Source organism: Bacillus sp. FJAT-29790 (assembly GCF_019039215.1).
Taxonomy (GTDB): domain Bacteria; phylum Bacillota; class Bacilli; order Bacillales; family Cytobacillaceae; genus Cytobacillus.
On record NZ_JAHNZZ010000001.1, the window covers coordinates 2,073,966 to 2,096,320 of the forward strand.

General features: G+C 39.9%; 19 protein-coding genes and 1 other annotated feature. Of the genes, 4 read left to right on the plus strand and 15 right to left on the minus strand.

Annotated features, from left to right (window positions below):
• Positions 1–360 precede the first annotated feature (360 nt).
• Entirely contained in the window at positions 361–1,191 is an 831-nt protein-coding gene (proC, locus tag BGM26_RS09850) for a pyrroline-5-carboxylate reductase (RefSeq protein WP_217039651.1), read from the plus strand.
• Positions 1,192–1,372: 181 nt separating this feature from the next.
• Positions 1,373–2,392, plus strand: a complete 1,020-nt coding sequence (gene namA / locus BGM26_RS09855) for an NADPH dehydrogenase NamA (protein WP_217039652.1) — start codon at positions 1,373–1,375, stop codon at positions 2,390–2,392.
• A 249-nt stretch (positions 2,393–2,641) separates the two neighbouring features.
• Here namA and BGM26_RS09860 read toward each other — a convergent pair whose 3' ends face one another.
• Positions 2,642–3,985, minus strand: coding sequence for a sodium-dependent transporter (locus BGM26_RS09860; protein ID WP_217039653.1), 1,344 nt, complete (start codon positions 3,983–3,985; stop codon positions 2,642–2,644).
• 103 nt (positions 3,986–4,088) lie between these two features.
• Positions 4,089–4,365 (minus strand) — a binding site (T-box leader).
• Positions 4,366–4,504: 139 nt separating this feature from the next.
• Complete coding sequence (gene rnz, locus BGM26_RS09865; RefSeq protein ID WP_217039654.1) at positions 4,505–5,431, minus strand: ribonuclease Z; 927 nt, start codon at positions 5,429–5,431, stop codon at positions 4,505–4,507.
• A 461-nt stretch (positions 5,432–5,892) separates the two neighbouring features.
• Between rnz and zwf the strand changes: the two genes are divergently transcribed.
• The gene (gene zwf / locus BGM26_RS09870) at positions 5,893–7,362 is read left to right on the plus strand and encodes a glucose-6-phosphate dehydrogenase (RefSeq protein ID WP_217040731.1); all 1,470 of its coding nucleotides are present in this window, start codon (positions 5,893–5,895) and stop codon (positions 7,360–7,362) included.
• A gap of 160 nt (positions 7,363–7,522) precedes the next feature.
• Here the strand turns inward: zwf and BGM26_RS09875 are convergent, their stop codons facing one another.
• The 9 genes from BGM26_RS09875 to mce all read right to left on the minus strand — a co-directional run bounded on the left by BGM26_RS09875 (position 7,523) and on the right by mce (position 18,408).
• A complete protein-coding gene (locus tag BGM26_RS09875; RefSeq protein ID WP_217039655.1) occupies positions 7,523–8,797 on the minus strand; it encodes a DNA polymerase IV in 1,275 nt (424 codons plus the stop codon).
• A gap of 111 nt (positions 8,798–8,908) precedes the next feature.
• Entirely contained in the window at positions 8,909–9,385 is a 477-nt protein-coding gene (locus tag BGM26_RS09880; protein WP_217039656.1) for a chemotaxis protein CheW, read from the minus strand.
• Positions 9,386–9,616: 231 nt separating this feature from the next.
• Positions 9,617–10,774 carry a mannitol-1-phosphate 5-dehydrogenase gene (locus BGM26_RS09885; RefSeq protein WP_217039657.1) on the minus strand — a complete coding sequence of 386 codons (1,158 nt, stop codon included), beginning with the start codon at positions 10,772–10,774 and terminating at the stop codon, positions 9,617–9,619.
• Position 10,775: 1 nt separating this feature from the next.
• Positions 10,776–11,213 (minus strand): PTS mannitol transporter subunit IIA, encoded by a 438-nt coding sequence (locus BGM26_RS09890; RefSeq protein WP_217039658.1) that lies wholly within the window; start codon positions 11,211–11,213, stop codon positions 10,776–10,778.
• Between the two features lie 2 nt (positions 11,214–11,215).
• On the minus strand, positions 11,216–13,339 hold the full coding sequence (locus tag BGM26_RS09895; protein WP_217039659.1) for a BglG family transcription antiterminator: 2,124 nt from the start codon (positions 13,337–13,339) through the stop codon (positions 11,216–11,218).
• Between the two features lie 191 nt (positions 13,340–13,530).
• Positions 13,531–14,949 carry a PTS mannitol transporter subunit IIBC gene (locus tag BGM26_RS09900; protein WP_217039660.1) on the minus strand — a complete coding sequence of 473 codons (1,419 nt, stop codon included), beginning with the start codon at positions 14,947–14,949 and terminating at the stop codon, positions 13,531–13,533.
• A gap of 250 nt (positions 14,950–15,199) precedes the next feature.
• Positions 15,200–16,321 carry a M20/M25/M40 family metallo-hydrolase gene (locus BGM26_RS09905; RefSeq protein ID WP_217039661.1) on the minus strand — a complete coding sequence of 374 codons (1,122 nt, stop codon included), beginning with the start codon at positions 16,319–16,321 and terminating at the stop codon, positions 15,200–15,202.
• Positions 16,322–16,442: 121 nt separating this feature from the next.
• Complete coding sequence (locus tag BGM26_RS09910; RefSeq protein ID WP_217039662.1) at positions 16,443–17,993, minus strand: acyl-CoA carboxylase subunit beta; 1,551 nt, start codon at positions 17,991–17,993, stop codon at positions 16,443–16,445.
• A 4-nt stretch (positions 17,994–17,997) separates the two neighbouring features.
• Positions 17,998–18,408: a methylmalonyl-CoA epimerase gene (mce, locus tag BGM26_RS09915; RefSeq protein ID WP_217039663.1), complete on the minus strand. Its 411-nt coding sequence runs from the start codon at positions 18,406–18,408 to the stop codon at positions 17,998–18,000.
• Positions 18,409–18,644: 236 nt separating this feature from the next.
• Here mce and prli42 point away from each other — a divergent pair, with 236 nt between their 5' ends.
• Entirely contained in the window at positions 18,645–18,746 is a 102-nt protein-coding gene (gene prli42, locus BGM26_RS09920) for a stressosome-associated protein Prli42 (protein ID WP_254119193.1), read from the plus strand.
• Positions 18,747–18,858: 112 nt separating this feature from the next.
• Here prli42 and BGM26_RS09925 read toward each other — a convergent pair whose 3' ends face one another.
• The 4 genes from BGM26_RS09925 to BGM26_RS09940 all read right to left on the minus strand — a co-directional run bounded on the left by BGM26_RS09925 (position 18,859) and on the right by BGM26_RS09940 (position 22,321).
• Positions 18,859–19,371 carry a L,D-transpeptidase gene (locus BGM26_RS09925; RefSeq protein WP_217039665.1) on the minus strand — a complete coding sequence of 171 codons (513 nt, stop codon included), beginning with the start codon at positions 19,369–19,371 and terminating at the stop codon, positions 18,859–18,861.
• Positions 19,372–19,653: 282 nt separating this feature from the next.
• On the minus strand, positions 19,654–20,649 hold the full coding sequence (locus tag BGM26_RS09930) for an aromatic acid exporter family protein (RefSeq protein ID WP_217039666.1): 996 nt from the start codon (positions 20,647–20,649) through the stop codon (positions 19,654–19,656).
• 297 nt (positions 20,650–20,946) lie between these two features.
• Positions 20,947–21,669 (minus strand): amino acid ABC transporter ATP-binding protein, encoded by a 723-nt coding sequence (locus BGM26_RS09935; protein WP_217039667.1) that lies wholly within the window; start codon positions 21,667–21,669, stop codon positions 20,947–20,949.
• Positions 21,662–22,321, minus strand: a complete 660-nt coding sequence (locus BGM26_RS09940; protein WP_217039668.1) for an amino acid ABC transporter permease — start codon at positions 22,319–22,321, stop codon at positions 21,662–21,664. The genes BGM26_RS09935 and BGM26_RS09940 overlap by 8 nt, the downstream gene beginning before the upstream one ends.
• Between the last annotated feature and the right edge of the window lie 34 nt (positions 22,322–22,355).

The following is a 22,355-nucleotide window of genomic DNA, read 5'->3' on the forward strand; positions in this document are numbered from 1 at the left end:
CAGAACGATAAACAAAGCGATGATTAAGGCTAGTAAATGGGAAACGGCGAAAGAGAGTGAAGCTCAGCGGCTGAAAGGCTTCACCGTCCACTTGACCATTGAACCTATCTTATGAGCTGTTAGGTAAACCTAAACGTGCTTCCGGCGTTATCGGACTCGAGCTGCCTTTTTCAAAGAAAAGCGCAATGTACACTTCTTGCTATTTAAAATCAGTTTTTTCTGAATGGAAGAATGTACAGGTGTTTCTCTTGTTTGAATTGAAAAAGGTAATTGAAGGTGGTACCACGGAAGCAAAGTCCTTTCGTCCTTTACAGGATGAGAGGACTTTTTTATTTTCTCAAAAATAAGGAGGAATCGATTATGAAAAAACTGGCTATTATCGGGGCAGGTTCAATGGCAGAGGCTTTAATATCTGGAATTGTTGAAAATAGATTAATGGACAGTGGTCAAATATGGATCACAAACAGAGGAAATCAAGAAAAACTAAACGAGTTGCAAACACAATATGGTGTTCAAACAACCTATCAACTGGAGGACCTTTTTAAAGGTACCGAGATGGTCATTTTAGCTATGAAACCAAAAGACGCAGCTAACGCTATTACACTTATTAAGCAGCATTTAACGAAGGAGATGCTCATTGTTTCCATATTGGCTGGTGTATCAATAGACAGTATCGAACGGCTGTCAGAAAAAACACTTGCTGTTGTAAGGGCCATGCCGAACACATCAGCTGCAATCGGAAAATCGGCAACTGCCCTGGCAGTCAATGACAAAGTGTCTGAAGTACAAATGAAGCTTGTGAAAGAAATGTTTGAAACCGTCGGCCTGACAACCATAGTAAAAGAAGAGCAGCTAGACGCCGTAACCGGATTGTCAGGAAGCGGGCCTGCATATATTTATTATCTTGCAGAAGCAATGGAAAAAAGTGCAATCGACATTGGGCTCGAGAAACAAATGGCGAAAGAATTAATTGTTCAAACATTGCTTGGAGCAGCTGAAATGTTGTCCAAATCCACTAAAGAACCACAGCAGCTCCGGAAAGAGGTAACAAGCCCAGGCGGGACAACAGAGGCAGGAATAAAAGTTTTGGAAGCCTATGGCGTCCAGCATGCATTCATTGATTGTATCAAAGAAGCCACCGCACAATCGAGGCGGCTTGGTCAAACGTTTAGCAATGGGGTAAAGGTATAAAATAACTATAATGCTTTAAAAGGGTTAATTCTTTTTCAATTTTGGGAGGCACTGCTATACTAGGCCTATAATATTTTTTAAAAATAGAGTCAAGCAGAAATTCGTTGATATATTGAGAGTTCCGTTAATATGTTTAGCGTAGCTTCACTTATTTTTGAAAAATAACAAAGGAGGCCCTTTTATGGAAGCAAAGCTTTTTACCCCTTTTACAATTAAAAATACAACGTTTAGAAACCGGATTGTCATGTCCCCGATGTGCATGTACTCCTGCCATCATGAAAACGGCATGGTTGAAAATTGGCATCGGACCCATTATACAAGCAGGGCTGTTGGCGGGGTCGGGCTGATCATTGTTGAAGCGACGGCAGTTACCCCACAAGGCCGGATCTCATCGCGGGATTTAGGCATATGGAGCGACGAACACGTTAACGGTTTAAAAGCGCTGACAGAACTCATCAAAGAAAACGGGGCCTCAATCGGCATCCAGCTTGCCCATGCAGGAAGAAAAGCGGTGCTAGAAGGCGAAATCGTTGCCCCATCCGCCCTTGCCTTCAATGAAAACATGAAAACACCAAAAGAAATGACGAAAGATGACATTCGTGAAACGATCGAAGCATTCAGACTTGGAGCAGAAAGAGCAAAAAAGGCTGGTTTTGAAGTAATCGAAATTCACGGGGCGCATGGCTACCTCATTAATGAATTTCTGTCTCCGCTAACTAACAAGCGCACAGATGAATACGGTGGTTCACAAGAAAATCGTTACCGCTTTCTTCGAGAAGTAATTGAAGCGGTAAAAACCGTGTGGGATGGTCCCCTATTTGTCCGAATTTCGGCAAACGATTATCATGAGGAAGGCTTAACCGTTGGAGATTATGTACAGATAGGCCACTGGTTGAAAGAGCAAGGTATTGACCTAATCGATGTCAGTTCTGGCGCTGTCGTCCCGGCTCGAATACCTACTTTCCCTGGCTATCAGGTTAAATTTGCTGAAAAAATTAAACAGGAAGCCAATATTCCGACAGGTGCTGTTGGCTTAATTACTTCCGGCATTCAGGCAGAAGAAATTTTGCAAAACGAACGTGCTGATTTGATCTTCATCGCTCGTGAACTGCTACGGGACCCTTACTGGCCGCGATCAGCCGCTAAAGAGCTTGGTGCGAAAATCGAATCACCGAAACAATATGAACGAGGATGGATGTAAGTTTATTGAATGTTCCTTAATTTATAGAAAACTGCTAATTACACAACAGGGATGGACCTAGCAAGATCCATCCCTGTTGCTTTTTTAGTGTGATTATATATATTCATCTGAGTTGATTGGAGCGGAGGGCACTTTACTCCAGCGGGAAATAGAGGGAGCGGGAGCCTCCCCGCGGAAAGCAAGTGCCCGCAGCGGAAATCAACGGACAAACTTTGAAGGCTAAAAACAAAAAATATGCGAAATGAGCCTTTAAAAAAGATTCAAAGAATCAAGAAATACGACAATAATAACAAGTGGCACAATATAGCGCATCAAAAAATACCAAGCTGTAAAAAATGGGTTTAACGTCCTTGATCCCTGGATAATTTCACTTTTTAAGATGTCTTTCTTCATTCGATAAGAAACGAAGATGGAAATTAATAGCGCTCCTGTTGGCAAAAGGATGTTGCTGACGAGAAAATCAGCACTGTCGAAAATCGATTTCCCAAAAATCGTCACGTCAGATAGGGTACTAAATGATAATGCAGATGGAATGCCAACCACAAAAATAGCTGCTCCTATCACCCAAGCCAAGCTGCTTCTCCCTTTCCCATTTTTGATCTTTAATGCCGCGACGATTATTTCAAGGATCGAGAAGGCAGATGTAAGAGTTGCAAATAAAAACAGTGCAAGGAAGAGCAATAAAAAAACTTTTCCGAATATGATCTGATCAAAAACGGACGGCAAGACAATAAAGAGGAGTCCTGGACCAGCGGCTGGTTCAAAACCCAACGAAAACACGGCGGGAAAAATGGCAAGTCCAGCTAAAATCGATATGAAAAGATTCATGATTACAACCGAAAATGCCGGCTGGATTAGGCTTTCCTTTTTCGATAAATAAGAACTATACGTGACCATCACTGAGACCCCAACACTTAATGAGAAAAAAGATTGACCCATTGCAAACAAGACACTTTCAGAAGTCAGGCTTGAGAAATCGGGCTTTAGAAAGAAGGCTACCCCTTCCATCGCGTTATCCAGAGTAAGCGAGCGAGCAATCAAAATGATGAATAACAGGAATAGAGCTGGCATCATTATTTTACTCATCTGCTCAATCCCTTTTTGAACGCCTCTTGCAACAACAACGATAGTAATGACTAAAAATATTCCTTGGGAAATGACAACATGTACCGGGTTGGACACGGCGCTTTCAAACAAGGCTTCATAATCGACTGAACCATGGGCCCCAATCTCACCTGAGACACTGTAGTATAAATATTGAATAACCCAACCGCCTATCACACTATAAAAGGATAAGAGCAGAAAACACGAAAATACTCCGAGATAACCAATCCAATGCCATTTCGATGCTGGCGCAATCGCCTTATACGCAGAAATTGCTTCCTTTCCCGTACTGCGTCCAATCACAAATTCACCAAGTAAAAGCGGAAACCCGATAAGCAGGGAAAAGATTAAAAATAATAAAATAAAAGCTCCGCCTCCGCTAACACCCGTTACGTACGGAAGTTTCCAAATTGCACCGAGCCCGATCGCTGACCCGGCAGATGCTAGTATAAAGCCAATTTTCGATGACCATTGTTCATCCTGCTGCATAATTGCTCCCCCTTTATTATTAAATCCTGCCGTTTAGATAACTACCCAATTTCCATGCCTACCCACTAAACATTTGAGAAATACAAAAAAAGCCACAACTTCTAAAAGGGACGTGATTGCTTCACGCGGTACCACCCTTTTTGAAAGCTTGTGACTTTCCACTCAATATGTTAACGGAATAACCGTCCCTGCTGCAAGTAAAAGCGAATGAACTAGACACCTGTCTAGTTTCAAGAACTTCTCATCTTTTGATAAAGAAAAATGCAGCAAAGAAAAGCTCCAAGATGAAATTCATCTTACCTTTGTATCAGTTTTCACCGGACACTGACTCTCTACTAACAGGGAGATAAGACTTAATAGATTCTCTTCATAGCTTTATTACTATAATATTTGGTTAACTGAAATTATAGTATGCTCTTACAGGCAAGTCAATAAGATTCTACAAGAATAGATGAATTGAGCGAAAATTATTATATTGCGAGTGCGAAATTGACTCGAATCAGCGAACCAAAGCCCCCTTCATTTTTCAATCGGGAGTGAAATTTCTTTAAAATCCTCAGCAATTACAGTATTAGGAAATATCGCTTGTGATTCCTTTTCGAGCCGGGTCCAATCTTCTCGATTATATCTGGAGCTAATATGAGTTAAACAAAGTTTTTTCGCCCCTGCTTTTTGGGCTATTTCAGCAGCTTGTGTAGTTGTAGAATGATAGTATTCAAAAGCAAGTTTTTCTTCCCCATTTGAGAATGTCGCTTCGTGAATAAGCAAATCCGCATCCAAAGCTAAATGAACGGCCGCCTCACAAATTCTCGTATCACCAAGTACGGTTACGACACGCCCTTTTTGTGCTGGCCCGAGAAAAGGTGCCGCTTCAATGATTCTCCCATCCTCAAGCTCTACCGTTTCGCCATTTTTAATCTTTTTAAAAAGAGGTCCAGGTTTTATCCCTGCTTCGATCAACTTTTCTGCCAGTAGTGTCCCTGGTCTATCCTTTTCGGCAATTCGATACCCATAGGAAGGAATGCCATGTTCAAGAAGTCTGGCTTCGACTATAAATTCCTCATCTTCGAAAATCAAACCTTCTTCAACTTCAACAACCTTTAATGGATATTTCAAAAAAGTCTGGCTGACAGAAAAGGAGATATCCACAAATTCCTTCAACCCTTTTGGCCCATATAAAATCACTTCTGTTTCTCCCCCCTGAAAGGAACGGCTTGACAAAAGGCCTGGAAGCCCATAAATATGGTCGCCGTGAAGGTGGGTGATAAATATTTTCTCAATCCGCCTCGGTTTAATCGATGTATGTAAAATCTGATGCTGAGTTGCTTCCCCGCAGTCAAAAAGCCAGATAGCTCCCCTTTCCTCAAGTAATTTCAATGCGATAGAAGTGACATTTCGCTGCTTGGCAGGCATCCCAGCCCCAGTTCCTAAGAAAAAAACATCCATGGTAAAACCCTCCGTTAGTTCTGATTGTTTCCATCATACTACAGGAATATATTAGCTACAATTTTTCATCCATACAGAGGTACATCCTACTATTGTGGATAACAACTATTCATTTTGAGGAAGCTAATAGTATTAACTTTTAAAAATATCTAAATTTCAGCATCTATTGAAATTGTTATTCTTAACCGACAGATTGTGACATTCAGATAATAAACATCCATAGTTGCTTGGCTTGATTAAATGATTCTAACGAAAATTGCGATAATTTAATTCCCTCCCTTTCATTGGCTCCATTATTCTTTTATTATGTTAGCGAAAGTATTAATATTGTATGGTATAGTTTTTGGTAGAAGATTTTAAAATGTCGCTCATGTGGCGATATTTTTACTGTCGTTATCGAATTTTGATTGAAAAGAGGTCCATAAAACGTGAAAAAAGATGAAAAACCGACCGCATTGATTATGATTTTCGGAGCAACAGGGGATTTGGCCAATCGAAAATTGTTCCCATCCCTATACCGATTGTATAAAACAGGAAAGCTCTCAGAGCGTTTTGCTGTTATCGGTATTGCTAGAAGACCACTATCGAATGAGGAGTTCCAATTAAGTGTAAAAAATTCCATACAAACCGCAGTTGATAATAATGAGGACATAACTGAATTTATTTCTCATTTTTATTATCATTCGCATGATGTCACGGATTCGAGTTCCTATTTGGCTTTGAAAAAAATGGCCGCGAAATTGGATAGCCATTATGCTTTAGAAGGAAACCGCATTTTTTACTTGGCAATGGCCCCTGAATTCTTTGGCACGATTGCTGAACATTTAAAAGCAGATGGATTAACTGATGTCCAAGGATTTAAACGTCTTGTCATCGAAAAACCTTTCGGACACGATCTAGAGTCTGCGAAACAGTTGAATAAACAAATTAGACAATCTTTTTCCGAAAATGAAATTTATCGGATTGACCATTACTTAGGAAAAGAAATGGTGCAAAATATTGAAGTGATTCGTTTTGCAAATGCGATTTTTGAACCGTTATGGAATAATCGTTATATTTCAAATATCCAGCTAACGTCGAGTGAAGTGCTTGGTGTAGAGGAACGGGGTCGTTATTATGAAAATAGCGGTGCTCTTAGGGATATGGTTCAAAACCATATGCTGCAAATGGTCGCTTTACTCGCCATGGAGCCTCCGATTCGTCTGACTACCGACGAAATCAGATCGGAGAAAGTTAAGGTCTTCCGTGCGATGCGTCCATTAGAGGGAGATTTGGTCAAGGATTATTTCGTTCGCGGCCAATACGACAAGGGCATCAACGATGGTAAAGAGGTTCCTGCTTATCGAGAAGAGCAGATGGTTGATCCGCAGTCAAATACGGAAACTTATGTTGCCGGGAAGCTAGTGATCGATAATTTCCGCTGGGCCGGAGTACCAATCTATATACGGACAGGTAAAAGAATGGAAGCGAAATCAACAAAAATCGTCATTCAATTTAAAGATATTCCGATGAATTTGTATTACCAAAGCGAGCAAACACTTAATCCAAATTTGCTCGTTATCCATATTCAGCCCGAAGAAGGCATTACCCTCTACTTAAACGCTAAAAAGGCAGGACAAAATATGGAAGCAACACCTGTAAAGTTAAATTTTGCGAATAAAGGGATAGATGGAATTAATACGCCTGAAGCTTATGAGAAGCTGCTTTTTGACTGCATGAACGGAGATGCGACGAACTTCACCCACTGGGATGAAGTAGCCCTGTCATGGAGCTTTGTCGATAAGATTTCTGAAGTGTGGGAAAATACAAAAGCAGAAAACTTCCCGAACTACAAATCAGGAACGATGGGACCGCGTGAAGCTGATGAACTATTAGAAAAAGACGGGTTCTTTTGGTGGCCAGTAACGGATTTAGATGTGAGTAACTGCTAAGCGACAATTCATTGTGGGTACAAAAAACAGCCTAGACAATCTTATCTGGGCTGTTTCCTTTTACAAGTTTTGCATCACTATTCGCGAGTTACATACTTCTATTTGCAAATTCTTCATCTCTATTCGCAAGTTTCACACTTCTATTTCCAAATTAACACTTCTACTCTTTTTTGTAAGGGAAATCATGTAAAAAGTCTTTATTAAAACTTGTTTCCGCGCCAATGTTTTGTTGCTGTTTTTTTATTTCTGGCAGCATTACGGCATTTTCAATAATATGAGCGCCATATTTTTTGCGCAATGCGGCCATTGTTTGAAAAAGTGGTTCTTTCTTCGCTTCTTTTTCAAAACTGAAAAGATCAAGCTGTTTAACAGCCTCGGTTTGTTCAACTAAATCCATGCCGGTAATCCCAAGAAGACGAACCGAATTTCCACTCCAATGTTTTAAGAACAGCTGCTTTGCCATTTCAAAGATTTCATCTTCCTGCTGAATCGGATTGTTAAGTTTTCGGCTTCTTGTAATCGTCTTTCTATCCTTGAACCGGATAGTTATGCCTAATGAGGCAGCAAGGACCTTTTTTCTTTTTAGTCTAACGGAAACTGTTTCAGCTAGCTTTGCTAATACATAAAGCAGCTCCTGCTGATTAGAAATATCCCGCGGCAAGGTTGTTGAATTTCCGATACTTTTAAACTCAGCGGCAGCCTCGGGATCAACAGGCCTCCGATCATTCCCATTCGCTTTTTCCTTCAGACGCGGACCATTGATTCCAAGAATCGATTTTAGCTGGATTTCATTCGCCTTTGCTAAATCACCAATCGTCCGAATTTGGATCGTCCGCAATTTCTCACCGGTCTTTTTCCCAACTCCATGCATTTCCTCTACATCCATCGGCCAAAGAACCGATCGCACATCTCTTTTCCGCAGCACGGTTATTCCCATCGGCTTCTTCATGTCAGAAGCCATCTTAGCGAGAAATTTATTTGGCGCAACCCCAATGCTGCATGGCAAATCAAGCTGCTGTAGAATTCGTTTTTGAATCGTATCAGCAATTTCTAGAGGTGTTCCATACTCATAGCTTTCTGTTATATCCACATAGCCTTCATCAATCGAGACAGGTTCAACGAGGACAGAATATTGGCTTAAAATCTCAAACATCCCAATGGAAGCAGCCCGGTACCGATCGAAGTTAGGCTTTTTTACAATCAGCTGCGGACAAAGCTTCTTCGCTTCCCATAAAGGCATCGTTGTTTTTACACCAAAGCTTCTTGCTTCATAGCTGCACGTTACAATGATCCCTCGCCGTTCCTCTGGATTGCCAGCAATGGCCAAAGGCTTCCCTTTTAAAGAAGGATGATAGGCCATCTCCACTGATGCATAAAAACTATTCATATCAACATGCAAAATGACACGCCCATTTTTCGGATACATTTGTTTCATGCCGACACTTCCTTGCACGTATTCTCCTTATATTTTAACAAAATGAGCTAGTTTGTTTCATCTTTAAACAAAAAAACAGAGGTTCATCTTCAACCCTCTGCTCAAATGTACTTATATAGTTTCTTTTTGGGACTTCATAAATTCCTGTATTTCTCTAATCCCATCAAGTGAGTTAACCAATATAGACGGGTCAATCATGGTGACTACTCGTGAATCCAGGTTTGCGATGCCTGAAAAATAAGTCGTCTTTTGGTAACCAATCAGCCCTACCTGCTTTAATTTATCAGCTGGGATATCAATGATTTCCTTTGCATCTGCCACAATTACACCGATCGAAAGCGCATCGGTCTGTAAAACTAGCATTTTAGTTAATTCATTAGCCCCAATTGACTGGTTATAAAGTATTTTTCCAAAATCAACAACTGGAATTAGTTCACCTCTAACTTTAGTAATCCCATTCACATAATTAGGTAAATGAGGGATTGGAGTAATCCCGTCCACTTTTTCAATTGAAATCACAAATTGGATCTGTATTGCATATTCTTCCTGCCCAACTTGAAATACTACGACTTTATTTGTTTCTTCCATAGCAAAACCCTCCTGTGATCAAGTGGGTATATTTCCCCTATATATATATTACAAATATACCATAACTGTTGGAATAAGAACTAGTCAATAGATACAAAATTACTAGATAAAGTGAATCTTCCATCAGTAATAATCGGGATAAAAGAAAAATAATAATAATTTCATAAAAAAAGAATTAGGAGCCTAATCTTCTGTATCATCAAGGCCCTAATTCTATCCCATAGCTAATATTTATTTAGTTGCCTTCAACTGATTGTATTGCTCAACAATCCCTGCAAACAATTTCAATGTTGGACCAAGCTGTGTATACTTCTCAATCGCTGTTTCTAGTCCGTATTCCTTGATAACAGTTTGAACTTGTACTGCTTCCTTATCACCTTGATAATCATACATGAAAGCTGCGGCAATCCCTTTCAAAAGATATTCAGGCTCTTTTCCAGTCACTTCAGCATATTGTCTTGCAGGGCTAACCAGGCGGTCGTTTGGTCCAAGCTTACGAATCGGTGAACGTCCTACTCTTGTGACTTCGTCAACAATATAAGAATTAGAGAAGCGTCCGATTATCTTTTGAATGTATTTCATATGGTCAGCTTGGTTGAAGCCGTATTTTTTTACTAAAAATTCACCGCTTTCTTTAAGCGCCCCCTCAACCAAGTCGCTAATTTGCCGATTCTTCATTGCCTGATTGATGGTGTCCACTCCGAAATAATAACCAAAGTAGGCAGCCAACGCATGCCCTGTATTGACAGTGAATAGCTTACGTTCAATATAGGGTACTAATTCTTGAACATATGTGATTCCTTTAACAGGCGGTTTTTCTCCGATAATCTTTGGCTCCTCTACCACCCATTCATAAAACGGTTCAACCTTCACCATGAGTTTATCTTCATTCACTTGATTCGGAACAATGCGGTCGACCGTGGAATCCGGAAAGCCAAAGAGCCCTTCAAATTTTGACTTTTCGTTAACTGTTAATTTTTCAAAAATCTTCTCTTTTAAAAGTGAACTGCCGCCAATCATATTTTCACATGCAATAATATTTAGTGGGGTATTTGTTTGTTCCACACGTTTGCGCAAACCATCCGCAATTAAACCTGAAATCATAGGAAGAATATTTGGCCCGATCGCAGTTGTTACTAAATCAGCTTCTGCAATTGCAGCAATCACTTGCTCTGGGTTTGACGCACTATTGATTGCTCTTACATTTTTAATCATAATCTCTTCTTGCATCTGGTCTGCAAGCACAACCCGATACTCTTGTTTTTCATTTAGTAAACGGACAATTTCGTCGTTTACATCTACAAAGCAAGTTTCATACCCGGAATGATATAATAAATTCCCGATAAATCCGCGGCCGATATTTCCCGCTCCAAAGTGGACAGCTAACATATTAGTTTACCTCTTCAAAGATTGCTAAAATTTCATCCGCTGATTTTGCGGAAACCAGCTTCTCAATATTTTCTTCTTCTGAACAAACAATCGCAATCTTAGATAGAATATCTAAATGTTCATTATCTTTACCAGCAATTCCAATTAATAGCTTTACGATGTTTCCAGCACCGAAGTCCACACCTTGAGGAACTTGAATGAAGGAAATTCCCGATTCTTTAACAAACGACTTCGACTCCTCGGTACCATGTGGAATCGCTACAAAATTACCCATGTAAGTAGAGGTTAATTGTTCTCTTTCAAGCATTTTTTCGATATAGTTTGAGTCCACATAACCTTTTTCCACAAGAATGCTTCCTGTTAATTTAATTGCTTCTTCTTTAGATGCTACAGCGGCATTTAATAAAATATTTTCTTTTGCCAAAATGGATTTCGTCATGATTAAACACTCCTAAATTCTTGTAATTTCTCATTGAAAAATTGATCCAATCTTGCTGTAAGCAATCCTGCTATCTTGACATAGTCTTGTGATTGAAAAACGGCTATATTTTCTTCACTTTCAATTAACAATGAGCTTAAATAACTTAACACTTCTAATGCTTTTTCCGATGTATTTGTAGGCGATAGCAGTAATACTAAAAACTTCATTTCCACTTCATTTTCATCCATACCGGCAACCTTTATTGGCGTTTGCAGGACAGTTATACCAAAGCTCGGATGCATCACATGTGGTGAAAGTGTATGAAATAATGCCATCCCCGTTTCAGGAATACCAATTGCCCCAAGCCTTTCTCTTTCAAGGAGTTTCTTAACGACAGCTTCTATATCGTCAATTTTTTGTTTATTAAAGAGCTTTAGACAAGCTTGAGTTAATATTTCTTCTTTAGTTATGTACCCGCTTATTTCGTTTACTTCAAACCCCTTAAGTATAGTGCCAATCGTTTCCGCATATTCGCGGATACGATGCATTTCCTCAATTAACTTGGCTGCACTCTTTTTGCTCACATTGGCATTGAACGTGACTGGGAGATGTTTTTCGGTAATGTTCACGATCCTATATTCATTGATAAAGGAACGAATCTTCTCAATCTCATCTTTATTTAAAAATGGATTTACCACAATATAATCTAATTCATAATCCGGAATAGGGATCGTGGAAATCACTAATTGATAATCAGCACTTTTCATTCTTCTAAATTCCATGACAGACACATTTTGGATATGCTTTAGTTCAGGGAACTCTTTTTGTAATCTTGTTGCTAGCATTTTAGATGTACCAATCCCACTTGAACAAACTACAAGAGTTTTAAAGTTTATAAGCTCTCTGTTGCCCATAACCGCTGCTCCAAAATGCATGACAAGATACCCTATTTCCTCTTCAGGAACATAAAAACCATGCAATACCTGCTCTGCTGCCTGTTTGACGATTACAAACAAATCAGCATAATCTCGTTTAATTTTATCTAACAATGGGTTACTTATCCCCATCTTTTGCTTCATTCGATAGATAGCTGGCTTTAAATGCATGACAAGTCCTTCAAACAAGGAGCGATTTGCCGATAAGTCCATTCCGATGGATTTCCCAACATTTTCAATTAGGTTCTTTGTCATAATGGCAACCTGTAAGCTGGTATCCTCGTTAAAATATTCATTATCATGCCTTAGCTTCGCACCTTTTAAGTGCATAGTTATGTATGCAATCTCTGCCTCAGGTATGTTAATAGTAAAAACTTGCTCCAATTGAGCAACAATTTTTTCTGCAAATTTGTATTCTTTCGTTACTTTTTGATTATCCAAATAGGATTGATTAATAATAATCCCTTCGCCTTTTAGTATTCGTTCCACAGCCAATGCTAAATGAACGACTAAACCAATATAGGCACTATCGGCCATCGAAAAAGGTAGTTCCTGGACAATCGAACTCACTATTTTTTCAACAGTAACGAGCTTTTTCTTTTCAACAAGTCCCATAAGTCTTTCAGAGATGGTATGAATTTGCTGGACCGATCGCTTTTGAATATTTTCACGTGTCAATGAGAGAATTTCTGATTCATCAAGATATTCAGAGATTAGACTGCTCATGGCCCTTCTTTTAGCGCCTTCATCACCTTCTAATTCAACTCCATAGCCTCTTCTTCGAATGAGCGCTAAACCAAAGGTTTGTAATCTCTCTTCCAGTTTGGTTAAATCAGCACTCACCGTAGCAATCGTAATATTTAAATCGTTGGCAAGACTAAGAAGTTTTATAGGTTCATTTGTTTCTAATAGCTCACTTAAAATAATGGTTTGTCGTTCATCCGGCGTATATTCTGTATGCGAGAGATTAAACAAATGCAGCTCCAGTTCGCGAATTTTGTTATGTTCACCTATTATTTGGACGCCAACCCCTGATTTTTTCAGTAATGAGAGGTTGTATTCCCCGAGAATAATCTCTACGTTTTTTAAATCCCGATGGATCGTCCTTCCACTTACACCAATTTGATCTGCAAGATCTTTCACGGTCATTTCATCCGTATTCTTAAATAAGATTTCAAGGATTTGTCTTTCCCTTGCGGAAATATACATACTTCTCACTCCCTCAAAGTCGACCGTCAACCTTCAGTCTTACGATGTTGCCAAAATTTCTAATGACAATATAAATTTTATCCCCATCTATCCCACTATACAACAGAAGCTTTATTATTTAGTCAACTTCATTGTTGACATTATTAAAATGGACGAAAGCCTAGCACATTGCATCTAGGCTTTTTGTTACACTATTTCTTTAAATTATTTACTAATTCCTCATACCTAGGACTATTTAAAAAGTTTTCTACTGAAATATGCTTAGCGATTGGAAGTTTTGCTTTTGCGCGGTCTGTTAAGTCTTTGTGGGTAATGACCACATCAGCGTCTTCTGGTAAATTGTTAATTGCTGTGTTAATTACCGTTACATCTAAGCCAGCCTTTTGCATTTTGTTTCTTAATATAGACGCACCCATTGCACTTGATCCCATACCAGCATCACAGGCAAAAACAATTTTGTTTACATTTTCAGGATTAATAGCATCTTGTGCGCTTGTTAAAACTGAAGAAACAGAGCTTTTCTTGCCTTTCATTTCTTCCATCTTTGCTGCCGCGGAAGATAAATCCTCATCAGTTGCTTTGCTTGTCTTCAAGATTAATGACGCCACAGCGAAGGAAACAGCTGTCGCTACTAATACACCGGCTAATACTCCGACATAATTTCCTTTAGGAGTCATCGCAAGCAGGGCAAAAATACTACCTGGTGATGGCGCTGCCACAAGACCTGCATTAAAAAGGTTAAACGTGAATACTCCACTAACTCCCCCTGCTATTGCTGCAAGTAAAAGCTTCGGTTTCATTAAGATATATGGGAAGTAAATTTCATGAATTCCACCTAAGAAGTGGATAATTACTGCACCTGGTGCTGTTTGTTTCGCTGTTCCTTTTCCAAACAACCAGTAAGCAAGCAGGATACCTAATCCTGGGCCAGGGTTTGTTTCTAGTAAGAAGAGAATTGATTTACCGACTTTTGCCGCTTGATCAATTCCTAAAGGGCTTAAGATCCCATGGTTTATCGCATTATTAAGGAATAGTATTTTGGCTGGTTCAATAAAGATATTTGCTAATGGCAATAGGTTTGCATTAACAATCACTTCAACACCTTTTGCTAAGGCCTTACTTAAGCCTTCAACAACTGGTCCAACGCCTTTATAAGCTGCTAATGTTAAAAGACCACCTATAATTCCTGCAGAGAAGTTATTAACTAACATTTCAAATCCAGATTTGATTTTACCATGAATAGCTTCGTCAAATTTCTTAATGACGTATCCTCCGATTGGCCCCATAATCATGGCTCCTAAAAACATCGGAATATCTGTTCCGACTATTACACCCATAGTAGCCGTCGCCCCTACGACACCACCGCGAATGTCATAAACCATTCGACCACCGGTAAATCCAATTAATAATGGCAGTAAGAACGTGATCATTGGGCCTACAAGTGTAGATAGGTCCTCATTAGGCAGCCAGCCCGTTGGTATAAATAATGCTGTGATAAGTCCCCAAGCGATGAAGGCCCCAATATTCGGCATAACCATACCGCTTAAATAACTGCCGACCCTTTGTATTTTTACTTTTACATCTGATTTATCTTTAACTGATTCATTCATCTCTTCTTCCCCCTTCAACTTATTTGTTGTAACCTTATACACTTAGATTAAAGCGTTTTCAATAATCAATCAATTTAAACAAAACTTCATTTTGTCATTCGGATTGTTGCCAATATTTATATTTCTTTACAAAACGATGAAAAACCAGAAAACTTCTAATTTTTTTCACCTGTAACATTGAAATAAAGTTTGATCAAATTAACTTCTCACAAACAGCAAAAAAGAGAACCGATTCGGTTCTCTTCCCTTGCTATTGTGCAGTTACTTCTTCAATGATCGCAATCACCAACTCAGCGAGTTTATTTAATTCTTCAATTGGCATACGCTCATTTGTTGTATGGATTTCTTCATAGCCGACAGCAAGGTTAACTGTTGGGATGCCGAAGCCTGCGATAACATTTGCGTCACTGCCACCACCGCTATTCAATAGCTCACAGCTGCGGCCGATTTTAGCTGCAGCCGCGCGGGCTACTTCGACGACATGGTCACCAGCGCCAAATTTAAAGCCAGGGTACATGATCTGTACTTCAACTTCTGCTTTCCCACCCATTTCTTCAGCCGCACTTTCAAAGGCTTCCTTCATTTTGCTGACTTGCTGCTCCATTTTTTCACTAATAAGGGATCGTGCCTCAGCTAAAATATCGACATGATCACAAACGATATTCGTCTGCCTTCCCCCTTCAAAGCGGCCGATATTAGCAGTCGTTTCTTCATCAATTCGTCCTAGAGGCATTCTAGAAATCGCTTTGGCTGCCATTGTTATTGCTGAAATGCCTTTTTCCGGCGCAACGCCCGCATGAGCTGTTTTTCCAAGAATCGTTGCTTTCACCTTTGCTTGGGTTGGGGCAGCGACAATAATATTGCCAACTTTGCCATCACTATCAAGAGCATAGCCGTATTTCGCTTTAATTAAAGCAGGATCGAGGGCCTTCGCACCGACTAAACCGGACTCTTCTCCAACCGTAATAATAAACTGAATTGTGCCATGTTCAATGTTTTGTTCTTTTAACACTTTAACAACCTCAAGCATGACAGCTAGACCTGCTTTATCATCAGCGCCTAAAATGGTCGTGCCATCCGTTACAACATAGCCATCTTTAATTGATGGCTTAATTCCGTTTCCAGGCACGACCGTGTCCATATGAGATGTAAAATAGATCGGATCGACGCTCTCTTTTGCCCCTTGAAGTGTACAAATCAAGTTTCCTGCCCCATGGCCAGTCACTGCTGTTGTATCATCTTCATACACTTCCACACCTAAATCCCGGAATTTCTTCTTTAACACCTTTGCAATTTGTGTTTCATACTTTGTTTCCGAATCGATTTGAACAAGCTCTAAAAATTCATTTAACAATCGTTCGTGATTAATCATTAAAGTTGGTACCTCCAAATATTATATGTTTACTAAGCCAAGTATACGCCTCTGCATTCTATTTGCAAATATAACAGGATTTTTGCAAATAAAGTGACTTTTTTGCAAATACATTTGGGTTTTACAACGGAATATTACCGTGCTTCTTTTTTGGGCGCGTTTCCTTTTTGTTCCTTAACATTTCGAGTGACTGGATGATCTTTATTCTTGTTTCACGCGGATCAATCACATCGTCGACCATTCCCCTGCTCGCTGCCACATACGGGTTCGCGAATTTTTCGCGATATTCTTCGATTTTCTGGGCTCTTGTCGCTTCCGGATCCTCGCTATTTTGGATTTCTCTTGCGAAAATAATATTCGCTGCCCCTTGTGGTCCCATCACCGCTACCTCTGCATTTGGCCAGGCAAACACAAGGTCGGCGCCAATCGATTTACTGTTTAAGGCTACATACGCACCTCCGAATGCTTTTCTTAAAATAACCGTAAGCTTCGGAACTGTCGCTTCTGAATACGCATACAATATTTTCGCCCCATGACGGATAATCCCGCCATGCTCTTGTTTAACACCAGGGAAGAATCCTGTTACATCCTCAAACGTAATCAGCGGAATATTGAAAGAGTCACAAAAACGAATAAACCTTGCCGCTTTATCGGATGAATCAATATCAAGGCCACCCGCCATAAATTTCGGCTGATTACAAACAAGGCCAACGACTTCACCTTTGATTCTCGCTAAACCGACAACGATGTTTTTGGCAAAATCCTGCTGAACTTCCATAAAGGAGTCAGCATCTACAACCTGTTCAATCACTTTACGAACATCATAAGGACGAACTGCATCAAATGGAATGACATCCGTTAAATCCGGACGATAATCATCATCCTCGTTAAGCTGAATAAACGGAGGTTTCTCCTCATTGTTTTGCGGCAGGAAGCTAAGTAGTCTACGAACCTGTCTGATCACTTCTTCCTCCGACTCCCCCTTAAAATGTGCATTTCCACTAATCGTATTATGTACTCTTGCACCGCCTAAGTCTTCAGGGGATATTTGTTCCCCCGTTACTGTTTCAATCACTTTCGGACCCGTAATAAACATTTGGCTCGTTTTCTCAACCATGAACACAAAATCCGTAATTGCCGGAGAATAAACTGCTCCGCCCGCACAAGGCCCCATGATTACAGAAATTTGCGGAATCACACCTGAATAAATCGAATTCCGGTAAAAAATATGCCCATAGCCATCAAGTGAGACAACACCCTCTTGAATTCTTGCTCCACCTGAATCATTCAAACCGACAAACGGTGCTCCATTAGAAGCTGCTAAATCCATCACATTCGCAATTTTCTTCGCGTGCATTTCGCCAAGGGCGCCCCCAAACACGGTGAAATCCTGGGAAAATAAAAAAATCGGCCTTCCATTCACTTTTCCATAACCAGTCACAACTCCGTCGCCTGGTCCTTTTTGCCCTTCAAGTCCAAAGTCCGTGCAGCGATGTTCAATAAAAGGATTTAACTCAACGAAAGTGCCAGGATCGATTAATAACTCAATCCTTTCTCTTGCCGTCAGCTTCCCTTTTTCATGCTGCTTTTCTATTCGTTCATCGCCTCCGCCCATTTCGATCTCCCTGCGGCGATCATATAATTCATTTATCTTTTCGTAAATGTCTGCCATATTCTTATTTCAATCCTTTCTTTTCGCAAAATTCATATAGGACGCTTCCTGTAGATTTTGGGTGCATGAAAGCAACTTGCGCTCCTCCAGCCCCCGCTTTTGGCATCTCATTAAGCATTCGGATTCCTTTTTCTTTCATTTCATTGATCCGCTCTTGGATTGAATCCACTCCTAATGCTACATGGTGAATGCCTTCGCCGCGTTTTTCAATATACTTAGCAATTGGGCTCTCAGAACTTGTCGGTTCTAGTAACTCAAGCTTCGTTTCTCCGGCTTTCAGAAACGCAACCTTCACCTTTTCACTATCGACTTCTTCGATTCCAAGAAGCGGAAGTCGAAGTATTTCTGTGTAAAATGGCAGAGCCTCTTCTAGTGAACGGACGGCAATTCCAATATGGTCTACTTTTTTAATCAAGCCTGTTCCCCCCTGCTCGAATTACGATTTATGAATAACTGTTTACGTAAACTTTGTTGCTATTTAAACAAAATAAGGTACAGTTGATTTCCGCTCCAATCAACTAAAAAAGTATTAAAAAACGAATACTTTAACTATTCGCTAATTATGTCGAAAATCCTTTTAAAATCGAGCGGTTGTTCAATTTGAATTTTCTTAGTAAAATGGATGTAAGAGAATGATGTTTATGAGGAGGAATGAAATTGTCTAATAGAAAAGCAAGAAAGATTATTGTTTATTTAATGATATTTGCCATGCTTGCATCAACACTCTTAGTAGGAGCAGCCATGTTTTTTTAATAGATTATTAAGAAGAGCGCAAGGAGCCTAAAGCTAGACAGTTCACTGTCTTAAAAAAAGTTATACTTTCTACCCATTGAAAAAGGGCTGTATCTCCTACAGTCCCCTTTTTTCATTTAATTGCACCGTATTCTTTTCCCAGCTTCTCATAACTCTCCGCAGAAGTAACGACTAATATTTTCGTGCCGATCGGAACTAAATCATATAAGGATTCAACCGCTTCATTTTGTAATCGAATACAGCCTTGGGATATATATTTTCCGATGGAAGCCGGATCGTTTGTGCCATGAATCCCATATGTCCTTCCATCTGTCTCTGCAGCGTCAAATCCAATCCATCTTGACCCTAATGGATTATTAGGAGCTCCGCCCACGATATCTTTTTTCCGGTAATAAGGTTTCACTGCTTTCACAGTGATTGTAAAAAACCCTTCAGGTGTTAAATCCTCAGTCTTCCCAGTTGCGGCTGTAATGACAGTTTGCACCTTGTTATCATTAATAAATGCTACTTCATTCGTCTTTTTATTGACAATCACAAAAGGATCCCCAGGCGTTGGATTTAGACCTAGGGGCCAGATGGGCGAGAGAACAAAAGTAATCAACATAGCGGAAACGAACTTAAGCATGCAAACACCTGCCTTGTTCTTTTCCTTAGTTTATCCCGCATTAACGGGCAGTATCCCCCACTTCAAGGAATCCAATAAGCTGAAGTAGGGGGACTGCCCGTAAAAGCCCGCCTTAGGAACACAGACTAAAAACGCCACGTCCTCGAAAAAGAAGAGCACTTTTTCTTCGTGCGATGATTATGCTGACGAAGCTTTCCTTATCCTGTGGCAACGTCTGCGTGACCCACTTCCTGTGGGCCGCAACTAACCATCAGTGGAAAAGATCAACCCCTGATGGAAGGTTCACCTTAACCGAGCTCCTCCCGAATGATTCACATTCTTCCCTTTATTTAGCCCTTGAAAAGAGCTTTTAATTAATAAGTACTGCTCCATTTCTTTTACAAATTGAAAAAGGGCAGCACGAGCTTCAAATTCCTCGCGGGTTTTTGGCAAATCCATTTCAACAAACGAATCCCTCATTGTATTCAGCTTCTTTAAAAACTGGATTGCTGTATTTCCCGGATGGATATTTTCTGACAATTCCTCAATGAAATCAGCAATCATCTCACTTTGGTCGACCGTATGGGTAACAGAAGTGACGATTGGCATGACCCGTTCAATAATCTCGAATTGTTTTTCCCTCATTTTAAAATATTGATAATATAAATTTTCTTCACGCAAAAAGTGATTTTCCACATCTCGATATGCTAACGTTTCGGCCTCGTTGATTAATTGTATCGTTTCTGTTATTTCCATTCCATCCCAATTACTTTCATTCATCCGTAAATAAATCACAATCTCATCAAAAATACGCTTAAAATTTTCCTCGATTTCTATTTGATATTCCTCCAGCCTGCGATCAAGGCTCGGCATATAAAGATTCGCCATAAGGGCAACTCCAATACCAATAATAATTATGCCCAATTCATTAAGAAGCAGCTCGCTTGTCACATGACCCGCTGAGTAAATATGCAGAATGATGACGGTGCTGCTGACAATTCCGTCACTCACTTTAAGCATGACAGCTGTTGGAATAAACAATAATAATAGCAAACCAATCATTAAAGGATGGTACGAAATACCTTCAAATAAGATGGCTGAAAAGGCCATTGCTATTAAACAAGCGAAAAATCGAGCCCAGGAGATCTGTAGTGATTTTTTTTTCGTAGCTTGTATGCAAAGGATTGTAATAATACCTGCCGAAACATAATTCTCAAATCCAAGTATTTGTGCAAAAATAATAGCTGCTGGCGTTCCAATTGCTGTTTTAATCGTTCTGTAGCCTATTCGAAACTTCATCTGATAATATCCCCTATAAAGTCCAATTGTGGTAGATTCTCAATCAAATTCGCCTTGGCGTATTTACGCCCAGATTTTTACCTTAGCTTGCTCAATAAATTCCTTAAAAAATCGAAAGGCTCGCCGGAGGCTTAACTTTATTCAGCGGGAGTTTGCCCTCCCTCTAAATTGGATACCTATTTGCATTCATCTCGCCACTTATATCGTTTAGAGACTTCTGCTGAATAAAGTTGAAATTATCTCCAAAAAAAGAGAAGATGATCAAATTTGATCATCTTCTTCAATAGATTATACTTTTTAGAGCATTTTTTGCAAGAAATCCTTCGCACGATCAGAAGAAGGGTTCGTAAAAAATTCTTTTGGTGGAGCATCCTCCACAAGCACGCCACCATCCAAAAAGAGCACACGATCAGCAACCTCTCTCGCAAAACCCATCTCATGGGTGACAATTGCCATCGTCATCCCGGTATGTGCGAGTGATTTCATTACATCTAATACTTCCTTTACCATCTCCGGATCAAGCGCGGATGTAGGTTCATCAAACAACATGACATCGGGCTGCATGGCAAGTGCACGAGCAATCGCGACACGCTGTTTTTGCCCTCCTGATAACCGGTTCGGATATTCGTTGGCTTTAGAAGATAAGCCGACTTTTCCTAACAGTTCAAGGCCTGTCTTCTCTGCTTCCTGTTTCGACAAGCCCTTCACCTTCATTGGTGCATAAGTTAAGTTTTGCAGAACTGTCTTATGGGGAAATAAGTGGAAATGCTGAAATACCATCCCAACTTTCTGACGCACCTTCATAATATTTGTTTTCTTATCTGTAATATCTTGGTCATTGATTAAGATATGTCCACTTGATGGCACTTCTAGCAAATTGATGCAGCGAAGAAAAGTAGATTTTCCCGATCCTGATGGACCAATAATTGCAACAACTTCCCCATTTTTGATCGACGTCGATATTCCTTTCAAGACTTCGAGCTTCCCATACGTTTTATGCAAATTTTCTACCTTAATCACTGCGTCTCATTCTCCTCTCGACCGCTTTACCAAGGAATGTTAATGTAATGACCATTAAGTAATAAATAAGTCCTGCTAATAGTAATGGTTCAATGAAACGGAACTTGTCCGCTCCGACCTGATAGGCTCTGCGCATAATATCCATAACTCCGATTGTTGTCACAATCGCAGATTCCTTTGTCAGCGTTATAAACTCATTCATTAAGGCTGGCAAAATATTTTTCAATGCCTGTGGCAGAATGATATTTAGCATCATCGGCCGATATGGAACGCCAAGCGCCATTGCTGCTTCACTCTGGCCCTTATCAACAGCCAGAATCCCCGCACGAATAATTTCAGAAATATAAGCAGAAGAATTCAATCCGAATGCTAAAACAGCTGCCACATATGGCTCAATTTGGTACCCAAAGATTTGCGGGGAGCCAAAATAAATGATCATTAGCTGTAAAACCATAGGCGTACCCCTGAATATGGATGTATAAGCATCCGCAATCCATCCGAGGGCTTTAATCGAACTAATTTTAAATAAGGATAGAATAATTCCAAGTAAAAATCCTAATATCCCTGCCGCAAATACAATTTGGAGTGTCACACCAATTCCTTTTAATATATAAGGCAGGGAAGGCATAATAGAAGAAAAATCAAAGTTCATCCTGTAAACCAATCCTCTCACTATCGAATAAAGT

Bases quoted from the DNA above. Each gene is read 5' to 3' on its own strand.
- proC (WP_217039651.1), top strand. From the start codon at position 361: ATGAAAAAACTGGCTATTATCGGGGCAGGTTCAATGGCAGAGGCTTTA.
- namA (WP_217039652.1), top strand. From the start codon at position 1,373: ATGGAAGCAAAGCTTTTTACCCCTTTTACAATTAAAAATACAACGTTT.
- BGM26_RS09860 (WP_217039653.1), bottom strand. From the start codon at position 3,985: ATGCAGCAGGATGAACAATGGTCATCGAAAATTGGCTTTATACTAGCA.
- rnz (WP_217039654.1), bottom strand. From the start codon at position 5,431: ATGGATGTTTTTTTCTTAGGAACTGGGGCTGGGATGCCTGCCAAGCAG.
- zwf (WP_217040731.1), top strand. From the start codon at position 5,893: ATGATTTTCGGAGCAACAGGGGATTTGGCCAATCGAAAATTGTTCCCA.
- BGM26_RS09875 (WP_217039655.1), bottom strand. From the start codon at position 8,797: ATGAAACAAATGTATCCGAAAAATGGGCGTGTCATTTTGCATGTTGAT.
- BGM26_RS09880 (WP_217039656.1), bottom strand. From the start codon at position 9,385: ATGGAAGAAACAAATAAAGTCGTAGTATTTCAAGTTGGGCAGGAAGAA.
- BGM26_RS09885 (WP_217039657.1), bottom strand. From the start codon at position 10,774: ATGTTAGCTGTCCACTTTGGAGCGGGAAATATCGGCCGCGGATTTATC.
- BGM26_RS09890 (WP_217039658.1), bottom strand. From the start codon at position 11,213: ATGACGAAATCCATTTTGGCAAAAGAAAATATTTTATTAAATGCCGCT.
- BGM26_RS09895 (WP_217039659.1), bottom strand. From the start codon at position 13,339: ATGTATATTTCCGCAAGGGAAAGACAAATCCTTGAAATCTTATTTAAG.
- BGM26_RS09900 (WP_217039660.1), bottom strand. From the start codon at position 14,949: ATGAATGAATCAGTTAAAGATAAATCAGATGTAAAAGTAAAAATACAA.
- BGM26_RS09905 (WP_217039661.1), bottom strand. From the start codon at position 16,321: ATGATTAATCACGAACGATTGTTAAATGAATTTTTAGAGCTTGTTCAA.
- BGM26_RS09910 (WP_217039662.1), bottom strand. From the start codon at position 17,993: ATGGCAGACATTTACGAAAAGATAAATGAATTATATGATCGCCGCAGG.
- prli42 (WP_254119193.1), top strand. From the start codon at position 18,645: ATGAAATTGTCTAATAGAAAAGCAAGAAAGATTATTGTTTATTTAATG.
- BGM26_RS09925 (WP_217039665.1), bottom strand. From the start codon at position 19,371: ATGCTTAAGTTCGTTTCCGCTATGTTGATTACTTTTGTTCTCTCGCCC.
- BGM26_RS09930 (WP_217039666.1), bottom strand. From the start codon at position 20,649: ATGAAGTTTCGAATAGGCTACAGAACGATTAAAACAGCAATTGGAACG.
- BGM26_RS09940 (WP_217039668.1), bottom strand. From the start codon at position 22,321: ATGAACTTTGATTTTTCTTCTATTATGCCTTCCCTGCCTTATATATTA.